The organism is Enterobacter cloacae complex sp. Mu1197, assembly GCF_040059225.1.
Lineage (GTDB): Bacteria > Pseudomonadota > Gammaproteobacteria > Enterobacterales > Enterobacteriaceae > Enterobacter > Enterobacter quasiroggenkampii.
Genome location: NZ_CP157375.1, coordinates 1,520,548 through 1,542,496 on the forward strand (window position 1 = coordinate 1,520,548; position 21,949 = coordinate 1,542,496).

Annotated in this window: 17 protein-coding genes; 7 read left to right on the plus strand and 10 right to left on the minus strand. The window is 58.0% G+C overall.

Features of this window, described 5'->3' with window-relative positions; genetic code table 11:
* The first annotated feature begins 30 nt into the window (after positions 1-30).
* Complete coding sequence (locus ABFV38_RS07210) at positions 31-1,842, plus strand: chitinase (protein ID WP_235401301.1); 1,812 nt, start codon at positions 31-33, stop codon at positions 1,840-1,842.
* A 113-nt stretch (positions 1,843-1,955) separates the two neighbouring features.
* On the opposite strand, the gene ABFV38_RS07215 is transcribed toward ABFV38_RS07210, so the two are convergent.
* The 4 genes from ABFV38_RS07215 to poxB form a co-directional block, all read right to left on the minus strand.
* Positions 1,956-2,969: an NAD(P)-dependent oxidoreductase gene (locus tag ABFV38_RS07215; protein ID WP_235401298.1), complete on the minus strand. Its 1,014-nt coding sequence runs from the start codon at positions 2,967-2,969 to the stop codon at positions 1,956-1,958.
* A gap of 92 nt (positions 2,970-3,061) precedes the next feature.
* Positions 3,062-4,498 carry a DUF2867 domain-containing protein gene (locus ABFV38_RS07220; protein WP_348958963.1) on the minus strand — a complete coding sequence of 479 codons (1,437 nt, stop codon included), beginning with the start codon at positions 4,496-4,498 and terminating at the stop codon, positions 3,062-3,064.
* 10 nt (positions 4,499-4,508) lie between these two features.
* Positions 4,509-5,510, minus strand: coding sequence for a low-specificity L-threonine aldolase (gene ltaE, locus ABFV38_RS07225; protein WP_248221075.1), 1,002 nt, complete (start codon positions 5,508-5,510; stop codon positions 4,509-4,511).
* A gap of 38 nt (positions 5,511-5,548) precedes the next feature.
* Positions 5,549-7,267, minus strand: coding sequence for a ubiquinone-dependent pyruvate dehydrogenase (gene poxB, locus ABFV38_RS07230; protein ID WP_023343670.1), 1,719 nt, complete (start codon positions 7,265-7,267; stop codon positions 5,549-5,551).
* 151 nt (positions 7,268-7,418) lie between these two features.
* Between poxB and ABFV38_RS07235 the strand changes: the two genes are divergently transcribed.
* Positions 7,419-7,853, plus strand: a complete 435-nt coding sequence (locus tag ABFV38_RS07235; RefSeq protein WP_045908406.1) for a DoxX family protein — start codon at positions 7,419-7,421, stop codon at positions 7,851-7,853.
* Positions 7,854-7,944: 91 nt separating this feature from the next.
* On the opposite strand, the gene hcr is transcribed toward ABFV38_RS07235, so the two are convergent.
* The 4 genes from hcr to aqpZ form a co-directional block, all read right to left on the minus strand.
* The gene (hcr, locus tag ABFV38_RS07240) at positions 7,945-8,913 is read right to left on the minus strand and encodes an NADH oxidoreductase (RefSeq protein WP_348958966.1); all 969 of its coding nucleotides are present in this window, start codon (positions 8,911-8,913) and stop codon (positions 7,945-7,947) included.
* Between the two features lie 10 nt (positions 8,914-8,923).
* Positions 8,924-10,576, minus strand: a complete 1,653-nt coding sequence (gene hcp / locus ABFV38_RS07245; RefSeq protein ID WP_348958967.1) for a hydroxylamine reductase — start codon at positions 10,574-10,576, stop codon at positions 8,924-8,926.
* Positions 10,577-10,720: 144 nt separating this feature from the next.
* On the minus strand, positions 10,721-11,620 hold the full coding sequence (locus ABFV38_RS07250; RefSeq protein WP_048027153.1) for a lysine exporter LysO family protein: 900 nt from the start codon (positions 11,618-11,620) through the stop codon (positions 10,721-10,723).
* 170 nt (positions 11,621-11,790) lie between these two features.
* Positions 11,791-12,486, minus strand: coding sequence for an aquaporin Z (gene aqpZ, locus ABFV38_RS07255; RefSeq protein WP_008499998.1), 696 nt, complete (start codon positions 12,484-12,486; stop codon positions 11,791-11,793).
* A gap of 290 nt (positions 12,487-12,776) precedes the next feature.
* On the opposite strand from aqpZ, the gene ABFV38_RS07260 reads away from it, so the two are divergent.
* Positions 12,777-14,435, plus strand: coding sequence for an ATP-dependent endonuclease (locus tag ABFV38_RS07260; protein WP_048027155.1), 1,659 nt, complete (start codon positions 12,777-12,779; stop codon positions 14,433-14,435).
* Here ABFV38_RS07260 and ABFV38_RS07265 read toward each other — a convergent pair.
* Positions 14,432-15,388: a VirK/YbjX family protein gene (locus ABFV38_RS07265; protein WP_348958970.1), complete on the minus strand. Its 957-nt coding sequence runs from the start codon at positions 15,386-15,388 to the stop codon at positions 14,432-14,434. The genes ABFV38_RS07260 and ABFV38_RS07265 overlap by 4 nt on opposite strands.
* A gap of 159 nt (positions 15,389-15,547) precedes the next feature.
* Between ABFV38_RS07265 and macA the strand changes: the two genes are divergently transcribed.
* Together macA and macB are read left to right on the plus strand one after the other, a co-directional pair.
* Positions 15,548-16,663, plus strand: coding sequence for a macrolide transporter subunit MacA (macA, locus tag ABFV38_RS07270; RefSeq protein WP_045908400.1), 1,116 nt, complete (start codon positions 15,548-15,550; stop codon positions 16,661-16,663).
* Positions 16,660-18,600, plus strand: coding sequence for a macrolide ABC transporter ATP-binding protein/permease MacB (gene macB / locus ABFV38_RS07275; RefSeq protein WP_045908399.1), 1,941 nt, complete (start codon positions 16,660-16,662; stop codon positions 18,598-18,600). Before macA ends, macB begins: the two co-directional genes overlap by 4 nt.
* Positions 18,601-18,670: 70 nt before the next feature.
* Here macB and cspD read toward each other — a convergent pair whose 3' ends face one another.
* Complete coding sequence (gene cspD, locus ABFV38_RS07280) at positions 18,671-18,892, minus strand: cold shock-like protein CspD (RefSeq protein ID WP_008499993.1); 222 nt, start codon at positions 18,890-18,892, stop codon at positions 18,671-18,673.
* A gap of 267 nt (positions 18,893-19,159) precedes the next feature.
* Between cspD and clpS the strand changes: the two genes are divergently transcribed.
* Positions 19,160-19,480, plus strand: coding sequence for an ATP-dependent Clp protease adapter ClpS (gene clpS / locus ABFV38_RS07285; RefSeq protein WP_006174393.1), 321 nt, complete (start codon positions 19,160-19,162; stop codon positions 19,478-19,480).
* A 27-nt stretch (positions 19,481-19,507) separates the two neighbouring features.
* The gene (gene clpA, locus ABFV38_RS07290) at positions 19,508-21,787 is read left to right on the plus strand and encodes an ATP-dependent Clp protease ATP-binding subunit ClpA (RefSeq protein WP_014831269.1); all 2,280 of its coding nucleotides are present in this window, start codon (positions 19,508-19,510) and stop codon (positions 21,785-21,787) included.
* The last annotated feature ends 162 nt before the right edge of the window (positions 21,788-21,949 follow it).

Below are 21,949 nucleotides of genomic sequence, written 5' to 3' on the forward strand. Positions count from 1 at the left end.
CCTAGTTGCTTAAATACAGGATTATTTGAAATGACGAAAAGGACATTACTGAGCGTTCTCGTGGCGGGAGCATGCATTGCACCCTTTATGGCGCAGGCTGCATCACTGCAGGCGGCCAGTAGCGAGCCGTACACCATGAAAGCCAGCGATCTGGCGAAAAAGGAAAAAGAGCTGACCAATTTCCCGCTGATGGTTTCGGTGAAAGACACCATTGCGACTCTGGACAACAGCCTCGTTGAGCAGATTGAGCCAGGTCGTGCGTCGAACCCTGACAACGTCAAGCGCGTTGAAGGGATCGTGAAGGCCAGCGACTGGGAATATCTCTTCCCGCTGCGCGCTCAGTCTTACACCTACAGTAACTTCCTGAAGGCTGTTGGTAAATTCCCGGCACTGTGTAAGACCTATAACGATGGTCGCGACAGCGACGCCATCTGCCGCAAAGAGCTGGCGACCATGTTTGCCCACTTTGCGCAGGAAACCGGCGGTCATGAAAGCTGGCGTCCGGAAGCCGAATGGCGTCAGGCCCTGGTTCACGTTCGTGAAATGGGCTGGACTGAAGGCCAGAAAGGCGGCTATAACGGCGAATGTAACCCTGACATCTGGCAGGGACAGACCTGGCCATGCGGTAAGGACAAAGACGGCGACTTCGTAAGCTACTTTGGCCGCGGCGCGAAGCAGCTGTCTTACAACTACAACTACGGTCCGTTCTCGGAAGCGATGTTTGGCACCGTCCGCACCCTGCTCGACAAACCTGAGCTGGTGGCGGATACCTGGCTGAACCTGGCGAGTGCGATCTTCTTCTTCGCCTATCCGCAGCCGCCAAAACCAAGCATGCTGCAGGTTATCGACGGCACCTGGCAGCCAAACGATCACGATAAAGCCAACGGCCTGGTTCCGGGCTTCGGCGTGACCACCCAGATCATCAACGGTGGCGTAGAGTGCGGCGGCCCGACTGAGATTGCCCAGTCTGAAAACCGCATCAAGTACTACAAAGAGTTCGCGAACTACCTGAAAGTGCCAGTTCCGGCGAATGAAGTGCTGGGCTGCGCCAACATGAAGCAGTTCGATGAAGGCGGCTCCGGCGCGCTGAAGATCTACTGGGAGCAGGACTGGGGATGGAGTCCGGATACGCCGGACGGTAAGACCTACTCCTGCCAGCTGGTGGGTTACCAGACGCCGTTCAGCGCGTTCAAAGAGGGTGACTACACCAACTGCGTTAAGAAGTTCTATAACGTGAACATCATTAACGATGACGGCTCGGCAGTGACCCCAGGCGAAGACAAAACTCCGGCAGACACCACACCGCCAGCGGATACCACGCCAGCGGAAGATACCACCCCTGTTGAACCGGCAACCGTGAATCACGCCCCTGTGGCGCAGATTGCGGGCCCAATCGGGGCAGTTGAAGCGGGTGCGCAGGTTTCCCTGAGCGCGGAAGGCTCCACAGACGCCGACGGTAACAAGCTGACCTACACCTGGCGTTCCCAGGATGGCCAGACCGTGACCGGTCAGGACAAAGCGGTGGTGACCTTCAAGGCACCAGAGTCTGCAACGGCTCAGCAGTACGAAATCGGCCTGACCGTCAGCGATGGCGAACTGACCAGCACCACGTCTTACCTGCTGAACGTGAAAGCGAAAGCCACGTCTAAGGACGAAGGCACTTCCGGCTCTTACGCCGCGTGGAGCGCGAACAGCAAGTACAACGCAGGTGATATCGTGAACAACCACGGTAAACTGTTCCAGTGCAAACCGTTCCCGTACAGCGGCTGGTGTAACAACGCTCCGGCATACTACGAACCAGGCGCTGGCCTGGCGTGGGCAGATGCCTGGACAGCTCTGTAAAAGCAAACGGCAACCCTCGGGTTGCCGTTTTCGTACATGAGGCTAAAGGGGCGAGGGGACAGTAATGAGCAGTTGTAGGCCCGGTCAGGCGAAGCCGCCACCGGGCAAAAAGGCTAGCGATGAAGCTTCCCGTGATCCCGTAACCACGCCGCCGTGCGCATAATCCCTTCATCCAGCGACACAACCGGTTTATACCCCAGCTCATTCTCCGCCCGCGAAATATCCAGCGTGAAGTCAAAGTTGAGTTTAGAGACACCGTAATGCGTCAGCGCAGGCTCTTTGGCTGTTTTACTGCCAAAGCGCTCCATGCTGCGGGCAATCATATCCAGCATGGGATAGGGAACAGAACGGATACGGCAGTCGATCTGCAGCTCGTCGATCAGCCGCTGCACAATGCTGCGCAGCGTGCACGGTTCGCCATTAGTGATGTTATAGGCGCGACCGGAAATCAGCTTATCGCAGTCCGGCTGGCTGGCCAGCCACATGGCGTGAACGGCATTTTCGTAATAGGTCATATCCACCAGCGCATCGCCGCCGCGCGGCAGCAGCACGCTGCCGTAGTGGTGCATCATCTGCGCCAGACGCGGAATAAACACCTTGTCGTGCGGCCCGAACAGGCTCTGCGGACGCAGGACCGTAAAGCGGGTATGCGGGTTTGACTGCGCCAGCAGGTCAATGACCTCTTCGCTGGCCGCCTTGCTGCGGGCAAATTCACAGGCAAAGCGGGCAGGGCGGAAATCTTCCTGCACGTCGCGATGGTGGTGATAGTCGAAATAGAGTGACGGTGACGAGATATGAATAAAGTTACGCACGCCCCAGGCAACGGCCCATTCACCCAGACGGCGGGTGGCCCGCACGTTGGCGAGATCGAAGGCTTCCTGGGTGCCCCACGGGGAGGTAAAACTGGAACAGTGCCATAGCGTGTCGATACCGGCGAGCATCACTTTCGCCTGCGAGGAGACGAGCTCCGTCAGGTCGGCATGGACGAACTCTGCGCCCATTTTTTGCAGCAGTTTACCCATCGCTTCGTTGCGACCGGTAGCCCTGACGCTGATGCCTTTATTGCGCAGAAATTCGACCGCATTTCGGCCTAAGCCGCTGGTCGCCCCGGTAACCAGTACCTTCATAGCTATCCACTGTGTTGAAAAGAATTTCGTGCGCATTCTTTCGTGAATTACGGCGCTATGCAATGGGAAAGGTGAAAGAAAGAGAGTTTTATTTAGATCTTTTCCGTCTTTTGTTCTGCCCGTTGCGCAATGCGTTTCGCCATGCCCCGGAAGATAAACAGGTGGGCAGGGATCATCAACAGCCAGTAGAACAGACCCGGCATTCCGTGCGGATGCCACCATGCGCGGACGTCCAGTTCACGATGATCGCCTTTGTCTTTCAGGGTAAAGCAGAGTCGGCCCAGCCCCGGGGCTTTCATGCCGAACAGCAGTGCCAGCTGTTTTTCCGGCTCGACAATAATCACCTTCCAGCTGTCAACCGCGTCACCCACCTCAAGATACGGGCGTGCCGGGCGGCCTTTTGCCAGTCGGTGGCCCACCAGCAGGTCCATTGCCCCGCGCGTTTGCCAGAGGAGATTACCGAAGAAATACCGTTCTTTGCCGCCAATCTGGTTCACCACCTCCCACAACGCGGCCAGGCTGGCGCCGGTTTTCACCGTACAGCCCGCCTGTTTCGGGTAATAACCATACTCCGGCCGCCAGCGGGCAAAGGCCTGGGCGTCGTAACCCCAGTCGCTGGAGTTCACCAGCTTTTCTTCTTCCTTGAGCGTGTTGCGCACGGCATCGTCAAAGCGGATCAGGTCCTGAGGAATTAAGGCGCGCAGCGCGCGATCGTCGGCCAGTAAATCATGCTTCAGCCCCTGAATAAGCGCTTTGGCGGTCGTCGGCGGCACCGAGGTGATGACATTCAAAAACCACACCGAAATCCAGCGGGTCGGGAAGGGAATGGGGATCAGCCAGCGGCGGCGTCCGCTGACGCGCATGAAATGTTCGAACTGCTCCTGATAGCTCAGCACGTCCGGGCCTGCCGCCTCAAGCACGCGGTGTTGCTCCGCCGGGTGATCCAGCAGGGCTACCAGATAATGCAGCAGGTTCTCCAGCGCAATCGGCGTGGTGCGCGAACGGACCCAGCGCGGTGGCGTGAGCACCGGCAGGTTGTAGACCATATCGCGCATCACTTCGAAGGCGGCAGAGCCTGCGCCGACGATGATCCCGGCGCGCAGTTCGGTGACGGGGATATCGGCCCCCCGCAGGATGTCCGCCGTCAGCTGGCGGGCGCGCAGGTGATCGGACTGCTCGTGTTCAGGTGCCTGGAGTGAACTGAGAAAAATCACCTGCTTCACCGGGGTTTGCAGCAGGGCATCGCGGACATTCATCGCCACCTGACGCTCGTGGGCGATAAAATCCCCGCCTTCGCCCATGCTGTGCACCAGGTAGTAAAGGGTGTCGACCCCGTCCAGTAGCGTGGGAAGTGACTTCGGCCAGTTGAGGTCAACGTTGTGACAGGTAACGCCCGCTAAACTGAGTTTTTGCAGGCGTTCGGTGTTGCGTGCCGCAGCCAGCACCTGGTGCCCCTGCTGGCTTAACGCCGCGGTGAGATGCTGACCGATATACCCGCTGGCGCCGAGCACCAGAATGCGTTGCGGCACGTGATGCTCCTTATCGCTGTAAAAACGCCTGCCAGTGTTTCACCACGTCGGTCAGCTGCTCGCGGCTGACGTCGAGATGCGTGACCAGACGCACGACAGGCGAGGCGTTGATCAGCACGCCACGTGCTTTCATGAACTCGCCAAGCGCAGCGGCGTGGTCATTGCCCACGCGAACGAACAGCATGTTAGTGTCGTGGCGCATCACGTCGGCGCCAATTTCACGCAGCTGCGCCGCCATCCACGCGGCGTTGTCGTGATCGTCCTTCAGACGCGCCACGTTGTTTTTCAGGGCATACAGCCCCGCAGCTGCCAGAATACCCGCCTGACGCATGCCGCCGCCGGTCATTTTGCGCCAGCGGTTGGCACGCTTGATGTAGTCCGCATTGCCGACGAGCAGGGAACCCACTGGGGTACCTAGCCCTTTAGAGAGGCAGATGGTGAATGAGTCGCAGTATTGCGTAATCTCTTTCAGCTCGCAGCCGTACGCCACCACGGCGTTGAAGATGCGCGCGCCGTCCACGTGCAGGCCCAGCCTGCGTTCGCGGGTAAACTCCCATGCGGCTTTCAGGTATTCGCGCGGCAGCACTTTGCCGTTGTGGGTGTTTTCAAGGCTGAGCAGCCTGGTGCGGGCGAAGTGAATATCATCGGCTTTGATTTTCGCCGCGACCTTGTCGAGCGGCAGAGTGCCGTCCGGCGCGGCGTCAATCGGTTGCGGCTGAATGCTGCCGAGCACCGCGGCACCGCCGGCTTCGTAAAGGTAGTTATGCGCGCCCTGGCCGACAATGTACTCTTCACCGCGCTCGCAGTGGCTCAGCAGCGCCACCAGGTTGGCCTGCGTGCCGGTGGGCAGGAACAGGGCGGCCTCTTTTCCGCTCAGCTCTGCGGCATAGCGCTGCAGTTCGTTTACCGTCGGGTCGTCGCCGTAGACGTCGTCCCCGACCGGGGCGGCCATCATCTCTTCGAGCATGGCGCGACTCGGGCGGGTAACGGTATCACTGCGTAAATCAATCATGGCATGTCCTTATATTTAAAAAGGCGATGCCAGATGTTTTACCTGAGCCAGTTGGTTTTTGCCAGTTCGATCACCTCGTCACCGCGCCCGCTGATGATGGCGCGCAGCATGTACAGGCTAAAGCCTTTGGCCTGCTCAAGCTTGATCTGCGGCGGGATCGCCAGCTCCTCTTTGGCGACGACCACATCCACCAGTACCGGGCCGTCGATGGAGAAGGCGCGCTGCAGGGCTTCATCCACCTCGGAGGCTTTCTCCACGCGGATGCCGGTGATGCCGCAGGCCTCGGCGATGCGGGCAAAGTTGGTGTCGTGCAGCTCGGTGCCGTCCGTCAGATAGCCTCCAGCCTTCATCTCCATCGCCACGAAGCCCAGCACGCTGTTGTTAAAGACCACGATTTTCAGCGGAAGCTTCATCTGCACCACCGACAGGAAATCGCCCATCAGCATGCTGAACCCGCCGTCGCCGCACATCGCCACCACCTGGCGCTCCGGCGCTGTCGCTTTTGCGCCCAGCGCCTGCGGCATGGCGTTGGCCATCGAGCCGTGGTTGAACGAGCCGAGCAGACGGCGCTTGCCGTTCATTTTCAGGTAGCGTGCCGCCCAGACGGTTGGCGTGCCTACGTCGCAGGTGAAAATGGCATCGTCGTCCGCGAAATGGCTGATCTGCTGCGCCAGATACTGCGGGTGAATGGCTTTGTCGCTCGGTTTGGCGAGATCGTCCAGACCCTTGCGGGCATCGCGATAGTCGCTTAGCGCTTTATCGAGGAACTTGCGATCGGTTTTCTCTTCCAGCAGCGGCAGCAGGGCGGCAAGGGTGGATTTGATGTCGCCCACCAGCGCCATATCGACCTTGCTGTGCGCGCCGATGCTGGCCGGGTTGATATCAATCTGAATGATTTTGGCATCCGTCGGGTAGAACGCGCGATACGGGAACTGGGTGCCGAGCAGGATCAGCGTGTCGGCGTTCATCATGGTGTGGAAGCCGGAAGAAAAACCGATCAGTCCGGTCATGCCCACGTCGTAAGGGTTATCGTATTCGACGTGCTCTTTGCCGCGCAGGGCGTGGACGATCGGCGCTTTCAGCTTACCGGCAAATTCCAGCAGTTCCTTGTGCGCGCCCGCGCAGCCGCTGCCGCACATCAGGGCAATATTACTGGCGTAACGCAGCAGCTGCGCCAGCTTTTTCAGCTCCTCCTCGGCTGGCGTCACCACCGGCTGCGGCGCGTGATACCAGTGGGTGCTGGCCCCTTCCGGCGCGGCCTTGAGGGCTACATCGCCCGGAATAACGACTACCGAAACGCCGCGATTCAGCACGGCCTTGCGCATGGCGATCGCCAGAACCTGCGGGATCTGCTCCGGGGATGAAACCAGTTCGCAATAGTGGCTGCATTCACGGAACAGCTCCTGCGGATGCGTCTCCTGAAAATAGCCGCTGCCAATTTCGGACGAGGGGATGTGGGCGGCAATCGCCAGCACCGGCACGTGATTACGATGACAGTCAAAGAGGCCGTTGATCAGGTGCAGGTTACCTGGGCCGCAGGATCCGGCGCAGACGGCCAGTTCACCGGTAAGCTGCGCTTCAGCACCTGCGGCGAACGCGGCAACCTCTTCATGGCGGGTCGGCATCCATTCGATGGTCTTCATCTTGTTAAGGCTGTCGCTGAGTCCGTTCAGGGAATCGCCGGTGACGCCCCAGATACGTTTTACGCCAGCCTGTTCGAGCGTTTTCGCTATATATGCAGCCACGGTTTGTTTCATGGTTGTCCGTCTCCTTTTTGTGATAACGCTTACAAGCTTAGAAGAAAGTCTCCGTATTGCCCGTCAAATCCCCCCAATTAAAAGGTGCTTTTCACGCGCAATTATTCGGCATAATCTGGTGATACCTCAGTGAAAACAGGAATCATTTCAAATGGTTAAATCATTGTTAATTGCTGTTAATGAAAAGCTATCGTGCGACGATCTTGGCAAACTCTTGTTACGACTTGCCGTCGGCGGGCTGATGCTCTTTCACGGTTTGCATAAGCTGTTTGGTGGGGTGGGCTTTATCAGCGGCATGCTGGTGGAGAAAGGGCTGCCGGGGTTTATTGCCTACGGCGTGTTGATTGGCGAAGTGGTGGCGCCGATCCTGATTATTGTCGGGCTCTTTACGCGCCCGGCCGCGCTGGTGTTGGCGTTTACGATGATCGTGGCATGGCTGATGGTGGGAATGGGGGAAACGCTCGCCCTTGATAAGGTTGGGGCATGGGCGATTGAAAGCCTGGTGTACTTCTTTATCGGCTCGCTGGCGGTGGCGTTTTTAGGCGCAGGGCGGTTTGCGCTGGGAAAAGCGCCTGCGTGGCGGTAGGGCGGTAGTAGGCCGGGTAAACGCAGTGCCACCCGGCAAAAAAGCCCGGTGGCGCTGACGCTTACCGGGCCTACGAACGAACGTTTATCGTTTATGCGAGGACCAAATCCCCCTGCGGATGGCACGAACATGCCAGCACGTAACCCTCGGCAATTTCCGCGTCGGACAGCGTCATGGTGCTGGTCACGGTGTACTCCCCGGACACTACCTTCGTTTTACAGCAGCCGCAGACCCCGGCACGGCAGGCCGCTACCACCGGCACGTGGTTGCTTTCCAGCGCCTCCAGCAGCGTGCTCCCCACGCGGCCAAAGAAGGTCTGCGCAGGCTGCAGTTTGGTAAACGTAATCCCGCTGGTTGCTGCTTCCGCCACCGGCGTGAAAAACTGCTCCTTGAAGAAGCGGGTCACGCCGAGCGCTTTCACGTCTTCTTCCACGATAGCCATGTACGGCGCCGGGCCGCAGGTCATCACGGTGCGGTTCGCGATATCCGGCACGCTTTGCAGCAGCTCGCGGCTCAGGCGACCGGGAATAAAACCGTGCGTCGCGTGACGTTCCGCTACCAGCGTCACCGGATAATCACGCCACTCCTCGGCAAAAATCACATCCTCCGGAGAGCGCACGCTGAAGATCACCTGCACGTCGGCCTGCGGGCGGTTTTTTGCCAGCCAGCGGCGCATTGACATAATCGGCGTCACGCCACAGCCTGCCGCCAGCAGCAGGAATTTCTCTTCCGCTTTGTCGTCACAGGTAAATTCACCCTGCGCATCGGACAGCCAGATATAATCCCCGCGCTTCACGTCCCGGGTCAGCCATTCTGAACCGGCTCCGCCTTCAATGCGACGGACGGTAAGCGTGATGTACTCGCTCACGCCCGGCGTGGAAGAAAGTGTGTAGGCGCGCAGGGTGTCTGCCGAATGGCGAACGCTAACCAGCGCATACTGACCCGCACGGTACGGATAGTAGTCGTGGCACAGCAGCGACAGCGTCCACACATCCGGCGTCTCCTGATGGATGTGATGCACCTGCATCCGCCACGGGCAGTGTGAGGTTGGCATGGTCATGAGTTACTCCTTACGCGCTCAGCAGCTGCTTCATATCGTCTTCAACGTTGGTCACGGAGCGCAGACCGAATTTTTCATTGAGCACCGCCAGCAGGTCCGGCGTCAGGAAGCCTGGCGCGGTCGGGCCAGTCACGATGTTGGTCACGCCCAGAGAGAGCAGGGTTAGCAGGATGACAATCGCTTTCTGCTCAAACCAGGAGAGCACCAGCGACAGCGGCAGGTCGTTCACGCCGCAGCCCAGTTTCTCTGCCAGGGTAACGGCCAGAATGATGGCCGAATAGGCATCGTTACACTGGCCCGCATCGATCAAGCGTGGCAGACCTTCGATGTCGCCGAATTCCAGCTTGTTGAAACGGTATTTGCCGCACGCCAGGGTCAGGATCAGGCAGTCTTCCGGCACGCGGGTGGCGAAATCGGTAAAGTAGTTACGCTCGCCGCGCGCGCCGTCGCAGCCGCCGACGAGGAAGATGTGGCGCAGCTTTTCACGGCTGACGAGGTCAATCAGCGAATCGGCGGCACCGAGCAGGGTTTCACGACCGAAGCCGACGGTGATCAGATGCGGGATCTCGCTGTACGGGAAGCCAGCCATCTGCTGCGCTTGCGCTATCACCGGACCGAAATCGTCACCTTCAAGATGGCTCACGCCCGGCCAGCCGACGATGCTGCGGGTCCAGATGCGGTCGTCATACGCGCCCACGGTCGGGTCGATGATGCAGTTAGAGGTCATCACGATAGGGCCAGGGAAGCGGGCAAATTCCACCTGCTGGTTCTGCCAGCCGCTGCCGTAGTTACCGATCAGGTGCTTAAACTTACGCAGCTCCGGATAGCCGTGCGCCGGCAGCATTTCACCGTGGGTATAGACGTTAACGCCGGTGCCTTCGGTCTGCTTCAGCAGGTTGTAGAGATCTTTCAGGTCATGACCGGAGATCAGGATACATTTACCCTCGGTCGCTTTGACGTTGACCTGCGTTGGGGTCGGATGGCCGTAGGTGCTGGTTTCACCGGCGTCCAGAATGCTCATCACCTTGAAGTTCATCTGCCCGATTTCCATCGAGCATGCCAGCAGCGCGTTCATATCGGCAGGCCAGGTGCCCAGCCACGCCATGATTTTATGGTATTGCGCGTAAATGTCGTTGTCGTATTGACCGAGCACGTGCGCGTGCTCCATATAGGCTGCCGCGCCTTTCAGGCCGTACAGGCACAGCAGGCGAAGGCCGAGAATGTTCTCGCCAATCGCCGCTTTGTCTTTATTCGGCGTGAATTCTGCCGCCTGACGCTGCAGCTCGCCCAGATCGTCGCTCACCAGCTGAAGGTCTGACATCGGGTTTTCCACGCGGGCGCAGGCATCCGCCTTCAGACACTGCGCCTTCAGCGCTTCACGCAGGGCAATGGCTTCGCGGGCATAGCCAACAATGCGCGGAGAGTCGAAGTTAACGTTGGTTAGCGTGGAGAAGAAGGCGCGCGGGGCGAAACTGTCGACGTAGTGGTCGATGATGCCATATTCGCGGGCTTTAAACGCCCATGCGGAAAGGCCTTGCAGGGCCGCAATCAGCAGATCCTGCAGGTCAGATGTTTCTGCGGTTTTGCCGCACATACCCTGTGCGTAAGAGCAGCCATTGCCTGCCGGGGTACGGATGGTTTGTTCACATTGCACACAAAACATAATCACACCTGTTAAAGTTATATTTAATATACATGTTTAAGGTTATGCCTGTGCCAGAACGGTGAAAAGGGCTTTTTACTACAAAATAGAGGGAGATTGATTTAGCGCAATTTTGGCGGCAGGAACCCTACCGCCAAAGAAGTATCAGGCCGAGAAGACGGCCATCAGAACCGGAACCAGCAGGCTTAAAATAAAGCCGTGAACGATGGCGGCGGGCACCATCTCCAGCCCGCCAGAGCGTTGTAACACCGGCAGGGTAAAGTCCATCGACGTCGCGCCGCACAGGCCCAGCGCGGTAGAGCGGCTGCGGCGAACCAGTCCCGGGATCAGCATTATGGCGATCAGTTCACGCGCCAGATCGTTAAAGAAGGCGGCGCTGCCGATCACCGGGCCAAAGGATTCGGTCAGCAGGATACCGGAGAGGGAATACCAGCCAAAACCTGACGCCATCGCGAGGCCAGTTTTCAGCGGCAGGTCGAGAATAAAAGCGTTAATCACGCCCGCCACCATGGAACTGGCGATAACAATGACCGCGACCATCATTCCCCGACGGTTCAGAACAATTTGCTTCAGCGTCATGCCATTATTTCGCAGCTGGATACCGATCAGGAACAGCAGGAAGATCAGCGTATATTCACTGGCCTCTGTCGCGTGCTGTAAAAACGCCCAGCCGGTCAGCCCAAGCAGAAAACCGAGCACCACGACGCCGCACAGTTTTAATGATTCCAGCGCCATCGCGATTCGGGAAGGTAGCTTTTCCTGATGATGATGGTTTTTCCACGGAACGGTGCGCTCAAGCCAGAATAATGCGGCGATATTACACAGCAAAATAACCACCACGGTGACCACCGAATAATGCAGGATGGAAAGCAGATTCGTCGCCAGATTATCCAGGAAGGCCAGGCTTATCCCCATAAAGAAAAGAATGACGTAAACAATCCAGCTGAGAAAACGGTTGATGAGCCGTAATGCGGATTCTCTGTGCAGCGGAATAAGGTAGCCCACAATCAGGGGCAGCAGAATAATGAGGAGTCCTGAAAACATGAACAGCCGGTCCTTTTGAGTATCTGTTGAGCGCCAGAGACACTACCCAATAAAGGCTGTCAGGTAAAGGAGCAATAAAAAAGCCGGGTGGCGGCTGCGCCTTACCCGGCTTACAAGTGCACTCTCACGTAGGTCGGGGAAGCGTTAGCGCCGCCCGACACCGCGCGCAATTAATCGCGTTTTTCCAGCAGGGTGCGGTACAGCACGCCACCCAGGATACCGCCAATAATCGGCATGACCCAGAACAGCCACAGCTGCTCAAGCGCCCAGCCGCCCTGGAAGATGGCGACGGCGGTACTGCGTGCCGGGTTAACGGAGGTGTTGGTGACCGGAATCGAAATCAGGTGAATAAGGGTCAGCGCCAGACCAATCGCAATAGGGGCAAAGCCTGCTGGCGCGTGTTTGTCGGTTGCGCCGTGGATCACCAGCAGGAAGCCTGCGGTCAGCACAATTTCAATCACGATGGCAGACAGCATGGAATAACCGCCCGGAGAATGCTCGCCGAAGCCGTTAGAGGCGAAGCCGCTGGCTGCCGCGTCGAACCCGGCTTTACCGCTGGCAATCACGTACAGAACGCCCGCTGCGATAATACCGCCAACCACCTGGGCGACAATATAACCAATCACCTCTTTCGCCGGAAAACGACCGCCGGCCCATAAACCTAACGTTACTGCCGGGTTAAAATGACCGCCGGAAATATGCCCCACGGCAAAGGCCATGGTTAATACGGTCAAACCAAATGCCAGCGCGACGCCGACAAAACCGATACCTAATTCCGGGAATGCTGCTGCCAGAACGGCGCTACCGCAGCCACCAAATACCAGCCAGAATGTACCAAAGCATTCTGCAGCCAATTTTCTAAACATAACCACCTCAAATAATTTTCCGCACGCTTTCCCGCGCGCGGGATATATCGCCATAAAGGGATGACGACTCAAAGAGTCCGTATTTTAAAAACCAACAACACCCCTTCGCCACTTAAATAAATTCGATTAATTTGATTTAAGGCAATGTGATGTCAATCCTTGTTCAAATCAGCGGTAAATAGAGCATAGACCAATTCTCGCCACGGTGAATGTTGTGCTGTCGTGACAGGGCGCCTCCCGCTATACTGCTGATAACTTAAAGGAAAAAGTGATCATTGCGCGGGGGATTTATGCTTCTCGAACGTGTGGAAATTGTCGGGTTTCGCGGTATTAACCGCCTGTCGCTGCAGCTGGAACAGAACAACGTCCTGATCGGCGAGAACGCGTGGGGTAAGTCCAGCCTGCTGGATGCGCTGACGTTACTGCTTTCGCCCGAAGACGATCTGTATCACTTCGTTCGCGATGATTTCTGGTTCCCGCCCGGCGACGTGACGGGGCGCGAGAAGCACCTGCATATCATCCTGACGTTCCGCGAATCCGAGCCCGGACGCCATCGGGTGCGTCGCTTCCGCCCGCTGTCACCCTGCTGGGTGCCGTGCGATGACGGTTTCCACCGGATATTCTACCGGCTGGAAGGGGAGATGGCGGAAAACGAGGGCGTGTTGACCCTGCGTGATTTTCTTGATGAGAAGGCCAGCCCGATCCCGCTGGACAATATCGACGATCTGGCCCGCCACCTGATCCGCCTGACGCCGGTGTTGCGCTTGCGCGACGCGCGTTTTATGCGGCGCATACGTAACGGTACCGTCCCGAATATGCCGGAAGTGGAAGTTACCGCCCGCGAGCTGGATTTTCTGGCAAGAGAGCTGGTGTCGCGTCCGCAAAATCTGACCGATGGTCAAATTCGTCAGGGGCTGTCCGCCATGGTACAGCTTCTGGAGCACTATTTTTCCGAGCAGGGGACGTCGGAGTCGCGCCATCGCCTGATGCGCCGCCGCTCTCATGACGAGCAGCGCAGCTGGCGCTACCTCGATATCATTAACCGGATGATCGACCGGCCCGGCGGTCGTACCCATCGGGTGATTTTGCTGGGGCTGTTTTCAACGCTTCTGCAGGCCAAAGGCACCGTTCGTCTTGACCGGGACGCCCGGCCGCTGCTGCTGGTGGAAGACCCGGAAACGCGCCTGCATCCCATCATGCTCTCCGTGGCATGGCATCTGCTGAACCTGCTGCCGCTCCAGCGCATTACGACCACCAATTCCGGTGAATTATTATCGCTGACGCCGGTAGAGCACGTCTGTCGTCTGGTGCGTGAATCTTCCCGCGTCTCCGCCTACCGCTTAGGGCCGGGAGGATTGAACGCGGAAGACGGGCGGCGCATCGCGTTTCATATTCGCTTTAACCGCGCGTCGTCGCTCTTTGCCCGCTGCTGGCTGCTGGTGGAAGGCGAGACGGAAACCTGGGTCATCAACGAACTGGCGCGCCAGTGCGGCCACCATTTTGATGCAGAAGGCATTAAGGTGATTGAATTTGCCCAGTCGGGATTAAAGCCGCTGATAAAATTTGCCCGCCGGATGGGGATCGAGTGGCACGTTCTGGTCGACGGTGATGAGGCGGGCAAAAAATATGCCTCGACCGTACGCAGCCTGCTGAATAACGAGCGAGAAGAAGAGCGCGACCATTTAACCATGCTGCCCGCCATGGACATGGAGCACTTTATGTATCGTCAGGGGTTCGACGACGTATTCCACCGAATTGCCATGGTGCCGGTCGATGTCCCGATGAACATGCGGCGCGTGATCGCCAAAGCTATTCATCGTTCTTCAAAACCGGATTTAGCCATTGAAGTGGCGACGGAAGCGGGGAGACGGGGCGTGGAGGCGGTGCCGACCCTGCTGCGGAAGATGTTCTCCCGCGTGCTGTGGCTGGCACGCGGGAGAGCGGATTAACGTTGAGTCGCCTGGTTCACCTGCTGAATCAGGCTATCCAGCAGCGCGTAGCGGCGGCGATATTCGGAACGCTTTTTGCTCGCGATCTCTTCCATCGGTTTGCGCGGCATGACGAGGGGCAGCATAAAGTTGCCGCTATCCTGCTTTTCACCGCCGATGGAGATCCAGAAACTGTCGTAATCGGCCAACAGTTTCCCCTCTTTTTTCTTGCGGTAGCGCCAGCTGCGATAAATATGGGTGTCGTTACTGACGGCGACAATCTGTTCTACCGGGAAAGCGGTGCCGAGGGTCATGGCGGCTTCGACCAGCAGACGTTTCGGGAACAGACCATGGCAGGCCTTCGTCGCGCCCTGGATCAGCTCATGGGGAACGTGGGCTTTTGCGCCCTGCAGGCCGCCGATAAAGAGCGTCGATTTTCCCTCAAACTGGCACAGGGTGAAGGTCATCTCGGCCAGCACCGTATTCTGATGGTCGCAGAAGGCGAGGGTGGCTTCCCCTTCTTTATCCAGAAACGCATCGGCGCACAGGCGGACGGTAAATTGCTCTTCATCTTTACCGGTTAAGGTGAGCAGCGTGAAGCCCTTTTTCGACAGATAGCCCGAGAGCAGCGTCGCCGGCATATGGCGGCTCATCGTTTGATAGTGCCAGTTAAGGGACTCGAGGGCCTGCTGGCGATGCATATTCACCGTCAGCCAGGGCCGATGCAGACGGCACGGCAGTCCTGGCTGTACCTGCAGCATTTGCATCAGGCTCGGCTGTTTTGCAAGGCTCGTCAACAGGCGAGCGGTACTTACAGGCGTCGCCAGCGAACGTAGCATGAATTTACGTCGATAGGCGGGGTTTTGCCACGCCAGCCCTGGCGTGAGCTTACCGGAAGCCAGATGACTGAAGAGCTGCCAACCCGATGCAGGCTGTGGCAGGTTTGAAAAAGGTGTATCGACGATGGAAGACATGTTAGATCCTGCTTCTTGATGAAGATTTCTATTTCAGCAGGCGAACGTTCAACGTCTCGTAAACAAATTGTGACGATTTCGGAGAACAGGGGTTTCGTTGAGGAGTCGTTTAGATAGAATCAGCATTTATCATTGCCAGAACATTTATTTGGAATATTTATGAACCTCAAGGGAAAACGCAGAACGCTGTTTCTGCTGCTGGCGGTCGTGGTGTTAGCCGGTGGATACTGGCTATGGCAGGTGCTGAATGCGCCGGTGCCGCAGTATCAGACGCTGATTGTTCGCCCGGGCGAACTGCAGCAAAACGTCCTCGCGACGGGTAAGCTTGATGCCCTGCGCAAGGTTGACGTCGGCGCGCAGGTCAGCGGTCAGCTGAAAACGCTGTCGGTTGAGATTGGCGATAAGGTGAAAAAAGGCCAGTTGCTCGGCGTGATCGATCCTGAACAGGCTGAGAACCAGATCCGCGAGGTGGAAGCCACGCTGATGGAACTGCGCGCGCAGCGTGCGCAGGCGCAGGCAGAGCGTAACCTGGCCCAGGTGACGCTGACCCGTCAGCAGGCGCTGGCCAAAACCCAGGCGATCTCGAAGCAGGATTTAGACACGGCCACCACGGAACTGGCGGTGAAGCAGGCGCAGATTGGCACGATTGACGCGCAAATCAAACGCAATCAGGCCTCGCTGGATACGGCAAAAACCAACCTCGACTACACCCAGATCGTGGCGCCGATGGCCGGTGAGGTCACTCAGATCACTACGCTGCAGGGGCAGACGGTGATTGCCGCGCAGCAGGCGCCAAACATTCTGACGCTGGCGGACATGAGCACCATGCTGGTCAAAGCCCAGGTCTCCGAGGCGGATGTGATCCATCTGAAGCCGGGGCAGAACGCCTGGTTTACGGTGCTGGGCGACCCGCAGACGCGCTACGAAGGCGTGCTGAAGGACATTCTGCCGACGCCGGAAAAAGTGAACGACGCCATCTTCTACTATGCCCGTTTTGAAGTGCCGAACCCGAAGGGCGTGCTGCGTCTCGACATGACCGCGCAGGTGCATATTCAGCTGACCGGTCTGAAGAACGTGCTGACCATTCCGCTCTCTGCGCTGGGTGAATCCGCCGGGGAGAGCCGCTATAAAGTGAAAGTGCTGCGCAACGGCGAAACGCGCGAGCGCGAAGTGGTGATTGGCGCGCGCAACGACACTGACGTGGTGGTGGTGAAAGGGCTGGAAGAGGGTGAGGAGGTTGTTGTCAGTGAAAGCCTGCCCGGAGCCGCGAAATGACGGCATTGCTTGAGCTGAAGGACATTCGCCGCAGCTATCCGTCGGGCGATGGGCCGGTGGAGGTGCTAAAAGGCATCTCCCTTCGGGTAGAAGCGGGCGAGATGGTGGCGATTGTCGGGGCATCGGGTTCCGGTAAATCGACGCTGATGAACATCCTCGGCTGTCTGGATAAGCCGACCAGCGGCACGTACCGCGTGGCCGGGACGGATATCTCCACGCTGGATGGCGACGCGCTGGCGAAGCTGCGTCGCGAGCACTTCGGCTTTATCTTCCAGCGTTACCATCTGCTTTCTCACCTCAATGCCGCGCAGAACGTGGAAGTTCCGGCGGTCTATGCGGGCGTCGAGCGGAAAAAACGGCTCGAACGCGCGCAGATGCTGCTGACGCGTCTGGGGCTGGCGGAGCGGGTGGAGTACCAGCCCTCGCAGCTGTCCGGCGGCCAGCAGCAGCGCGTGAGTATTGCCCGCGCCCTGATGAACGGCGGGCAGGTGATCCTCGCGGATGAGCCGACCGGGGCGCTCGACAGCCATTCCGGCGAAGAGGTGATGGCGATCCTGCACCAGCTTCGCGATCAGGGGCACACCGTCATCATCGTGACCCACGATCCGCAGGTGGCGGCGCAGGCGGAGCGAATCATTGAGATCCATGACGGCGAGCTGGTCAGCAACCCGCCGCCGCGTGAGTCCAGGGCGGCGGCGCCGAAAGAAGTGCTTCCGGCATCAACCGGCTGGGGACAGTTTTCCAGCGGCTTTCGTGAAGCACTGACCATGGCCTGGCTGGCGATGGCGGCCAATAAAATGCGTACCCTGCTGACCATGCTCGGCATCATCATCGGTATTGCCTCAGTGGTGTCGATTGTGGTGGTGGGCGACGCGGCCAAGCAGCTGGTGCTGGCCGATATCCGCGCAATCGGCACCAATACCATTGACGTCTATCCCGGCAAAGACTTCGGGGACGACGAGCCGCAGTATCAGCAGGCACTAAAATACGACGATCTGGCGGCCATTCAGAAGCAGCCGTGGGTCAACTCCGCCACGCCTGCGGTGTCGCAGAACCTGCGCCTGCGGGTGGGCAATGTTGACGTGGCGGCCAGCGCGAACGGCGTCAGCGGGGATTATTTCAACGTCTACGGCATGACCTTCAGCGAAGGCGCCACCTTCAACGCCGAGCAGCTGGCGGGCAGGGCGCAGGTGGTGGTGCTGGACGCGAATTCGCGCAGACAGCTCTTCCCCAATAAAGCCAACGTGGTGGGCGAAGTGATCCTGGTCGGCAACATGCCTGCCACAGTCATCGGTGTGGCGGAAGAGAAACAGTCGATGTTTGGCAGCAGCAAGATCCTGCGCGTCTGGCTGCCCTATACCACTATCTCCGGGCGGATTATGGGGCAGTCCTGGCTCAACTCCATCACCGTGCGCGTGAAGGAGGGCTATGACAGTGCGCTGGCCGAGCAGCAGCTTGAGCGGCTGTTAACCCTGCGCCACGGGAAGAAGGATTTCTTCACCTGGAATATGGACGGCCTCTTGAAAACGGCGGAAAAGACCACACGTACTCTTCAGCTGTTCCTCACGCTGGTGGCGGTGATTTCGCTGGTCGTCGGCGGTATCGGGGTGATGAACATCATGCTGGTGTCGGTAACCGAGCGAACTCGGGAGATTGGCATCCGCATGGCGGTCGGGGCCAGAGCCAGCGACGTGCTGCAGCAGTTTTTGATTGAAGCCGTGCTGGTGTGTCTGGTCGGCGGTGCGATGGGGATTGCGCTCTCGATGATGATCGCCTTCGCGCTCCAGCTCTTTTTACCCGGCTGGGAGATTGGCTTCTCGCCGGTGGCCATTATTACCGCATTCTTGTGTTCGACCTTTACCGGCATTTTGTTTGGCTGGTTGCCCGCCCGCAACGCGGCGCGGCTGGATCCGGTGGATGCGCTGGCTCGGGAATAACCCGAAAATAAAAATGCCAGCCGATCGGGCTGGCATTTTGACTGCGGGATGTACACAATAAAACAGAGAGCTATGCAACCGTCTCTGCTTCAATGGGGACGATAAGGCTTGCATGATTGCCTTTTGGTCCCTGGTGGACATCGAACCGGACGGACTGCCCGGCTTTGAGCGTTCTGTAACCATCCATCTGAATGGTGGAATAGTGAGCGAAGATATCCTCGCCGCCGCCTTCGGGGCAGATGAAGCCAAACCCTTTGGCGTTGTTGAACCACTTAACAGTACCCATTTCCATGCTTCGACATCCTTCGTAAATCTTATAAGTTAAGATGGAATGAACCGGTGGTGGAGTGGGGGCTGTTCAAAACCTCGCCATCTCACGCTTGTACAATTTAGAGAAACGAAAGAAGTCGTCAAGCGTTTGGCGCTGGAGATGGGACAATAATCAACCAAAGTTTGAAGCAGTTAACGCTATTGCAACAGTTTGTGACAGACATCGCGGATGACAGTAATAGATGATTGTTATCTAACATCTGAGGTAGATTCAAAGTGGTTATGCAAAATGGGTAAGACCAACGACTGGCTGGATTTTGACCAGCTGGCGGAAGACAAAGTGCGTGACGCGCTAAAACCGCCATCTATGTATAAAGTTATGTTAATGAACGATGATTACACGCCGATGGAATTTGTTATTGACGTGCTACAAAAGTTCTTTTCTTATGATGTAGAACGTGCAACGCAACTGATGCTTACCGTTCATTATCGTGGCAAAGCTATCTGCGGCATCTTCACTGCCGAAGTGGCGGAAACCAAAGTGGCGATGGTGAACGACTATGCGAGGGAGAACGAGCATCCGTTGCTGTGTACGCTGGAAAAGGCCTGATAAGGCATAAAATTGGGGGAGGTGCCTATGCTCAATCAAGAACTGGAACTCAGTTTAAACATGGCTTTCGCCAGAGCGCGTGAGCACCGACATGAGTTTATGACCGTCGAGCACTTACTGCTCGCACTGCTTAGCAACCCATCTGCCCGCGAAGCGCTGGAAGCCTGCTCCGTGGATCTGGTGGCGCTACGTCAGGAACTCGAAGCCTTCATCGAACAAACCACACCGGTGCTGCCAGCCAGTGAAGAGGAGCGCGACACGCAGCCGACGCTCAGCTTCCAGCGTGTGCTGCAGCGCGCGGTATTCCACGTCCAGTCTTCCGGACGTAGCGAAGTGACTGGCGCAAACGTCTTAGTCGCCATCTTCAGCGAGCAGGAGTCACAGGCTGCCTATCTGCTGCGCAAACACGAAGTCAGCCGCCTCGATGTGGTTAACTTTATCTCTCACGGAACGCGCAAAGACGAACCTAACCAGGCATCGGATTCCAGCAATCAGGTCAATAACAATGAAGAGCAAGCAGGCGGGGAGGATCGTATGGAAAACTTCACCACCAACCTTAATCAGCTTGCTCGCGTTGGCGGTATCGACCCGCTGATTGGTCGCGATAAAGAGCTGGAGCGCGCGATCCAGGTGCTGTGCCGTCGCCGCAAGAACAACCCGCTGCTGGTGGGGGAATCTGGCGTGGGTAAAACCGCGATTGCCGAAGGGCTTGCCTGGCGCATTGTGCAGGGCGACGTGCCGGAAGTGATTGCCGACTGCACCATCTACTCGCTGGATATCGGCTCGCTGCTGGCGGGCACGAAATACCGCGGTGATTTTGAAAAACGCTTCAAGGCACTGTTAAAACAGCTGGAGCAGGACACCAACAGCATCCTGTTTATCGATGAGATCCACACCATCATCGGCGCGGGTGCGGCCTCCGGCGGCCAGGTGGATGCGGCTAACCTGATCAAACCGCTGCTCTCCAGCGGCAAGATCCGCGTGATTGGCTCCACCACCTACCAGGAGTTCAGCAACATCTTTGAGAAAGACCGTGCGCTGGCGCGCCGCTTCCAGAAAATCGACGTGACCGAACCGTCCGTCGAGGAAACGGTACAGATCATCAACGGCCTGAAGCCGAAGTACGAAGCGCACCACGACGTGCGTTACACCGCGAAAGCGGTACGTGCGGCGGTGGAGCTGGCGGTGAAATACATCAACGACCGTCATCTGCCGGATAAGGCGATTGACGTGATTGATGAGGCAGGGGCGCGTGCGCGCCTGATGCCAGCCAGCAAGCGTAAGAAAACCGTTAACGTGGCGGATATTGAGTCCGTGGTAGCCCGCATCGCGCGTATCCCTGAGAAAAGCGTCTCTCAGAGCGACCGCGACACGCTGCGCACCCTCGGCAATCGCCTGAAAATGCTGGTCTTTGGTCAGGATAAAGCCATTGAGGCCTTAACCGAAGCGATCAAGATGGCCCGTGCCGGGCTGGGGCATGAGCACAAGCCTGTCGGTTCCTTCCTGTTTGCCGGCCCGACCGGCGTGGGGAAAACCGAGGTGACGGTTCAGCTCTCCAAAGCGCTGGGCATTGAGCTGCTGCGCTTTGATATGTCCGAGTATATGGAGCGTCACACCGTCAGCCGTTTGATCGGTGCGCCTCCGGGCTACGTGGGCTTTGACCAGGGCGGCCTGCTCACCGACGCGGTGATCAAGCATCCGCACGCGGTACTGCTGCTCGATGAAATCGAGAAAGCGCACCCGGACGTGTTCAACATCCTGCTGCAGGTGATGGACAACGGGACGCTGACCGACAACAACGGGCGCAAGGCGGACTTCCGTAACGTGGTGCTGGTGATGACCACCAACGCCGGGGTACGTGAAACCGAGCGTAAATCTATCGGCCTGATCCACCAGGATAACAGCACCGATGCGATGGAGGAGATCAAGAAGATCTTCACGCCGGAGTTCCGTAACCGTCTGGACAACATCATCTGGTTCGATCACCTGTCTACCGAGGTGATCCATCAGGTCGTGGACAAGTTCATCGTCGAGCTGCAGGTTCAGCTGGATCAGAAAGGCGTGTCGCTGGAAGTGAGCCAGGAGGCCCGCAACTGGCTGGCTGAGAAAGGCTACGACCGTGCGATGGGTGCCCGTCCGATGGCGCGTGTGATTCAGGACAACCTGAAGAAACCGCTGGCGAACGAGCTGTTGTTTGGCTCGCTGGTGGACGGCGGCCAGGTGACCGTGGCGCTGGACCAGGCGAAGAACGAACTGACGTACGATTTCCAGAGTGCGGCGAAGCACAAGCCGGAAGCGGCTCACTGAGTGAGTTGAACGTTAATGTTAAAAACCGGGCGAATGCCCGGTTTTTTTATGCCTGCTTATTTCCCGCTCCCTGTGGGAGAGGGTTGGGGAGAGGGCAACAGACCGCAGAGGAATTTTGCGAGGCGCTTTCCAGTTTCGTACGACGTTGGTTGCTGGATAAAT

Bases quoted from the DNA above. Each gene is read 5' to 3' on its own strand.
- ABFV38_RS07260 (WP_048027155.1), top strand. From the start codon at position 12,777: ATGCTTCTCGAACGTGTGGAAATTGTCGGGTTTCGCGGTATTAACCGC.
- ABFV38_RS07250 (WP_048027153.1), bottom strand. From the start codon at position 11,620: ATGTTTTCAGGACTCCTCATTATTCTGCTGCCCCTGATTGTGGGCTAC.
- macB (WP_045908399.1), top strand. From the start codon at position 16,660: ATGACGGCATTGCTTGAGCTGAAGGACATTCGCCGCAGCTATCCGTCG.
- clpS (WP_006174393.1), top strand. From the start codon at position 19,160: ATGGGTAAGACCAACGACTGGCTGGATTTTGACCAGCTGGCGGAAGAC.
- poxB (WP_023343670.1), bottom strand. From the start codon at position 7,267: ATGAAACAAACCGTGGCTGCATATATAGCGAAAACGCTCGAACAGGCT.
- hcr (WP_348958966.1), bottom strand. From the start codon at position 8,913: ATGACCATGCCAACCTCACACTGCCCGTGGCGGATGCAGGTGCATCAC.
- clpA (WP_014831269.1), top strand. From the start codon at position 19,508: ATGCTCAATCAAGAACTGGAACTCAGTTTAAACATGGCTTTCGCCAGA.
- macA (WP_045908400.1), top strand. From the start codon at position 15,548: ATGAACCTCAAGGGAAAACGCAGAACGCTGTTTCTGCTGCTGGCGGTC.
- cspD (WP_008499993.1), bottom strand. From the start codon at position 18,892: ATGGAAATGGGTACTGTTAAGTGGTTCAACAACGCCAAAGGGTTTGGC.
- aqpZ (WP_008499998.1), bottom strand. From the start codon at position 12,486: ATGTTTAGAAAATTGGCTGCAGAATGCTTTGGTACATTCTGGCTGGTA.
- hcp (WP_348958967.1), bottom strand. From the start codon at position 10,576: ATGTTTTGTGTGCAATGTGAACAAACCATCCGTACCCCGGCAGGCAAT.
- ABFV38_RS07265 (WP_348958970.1), bottom strand. From the start codon at position 15,388: ATGTCTTCCATCGTCGATACACCTTTTTCAAACCTGCCACAGCCTGCA.
- ltaE (WP_248221075.1), bottom strand. From the start codon at position 5,510: ATGATTGATTTACGCAGTGATACCGTTACCCGCCCGAGTCGCGCCATG.
- ABFV38_RS07215 (WP_235401298.1), bottom strand. From the start codon at position 2,969: ATGAAGGTACTGGTTACCGGGGCGACCAGCGGCTTAGGCCGAAATGCG.
- ABFV38_RS07235 (WP_045908406.1), top strand. From the start codon at position 7,419: ATGGTTAAATCATTGTTAATTGCTGTTAATGAAAAGCTATCGTGCGAC.
- ABFV38_RS07210 (WP_235401301.1), top strand. From the start codon at position 31: ATGACGAAAAGGACATTACTGAGCGTTCTCGTGGCGGGAGCATGCATT.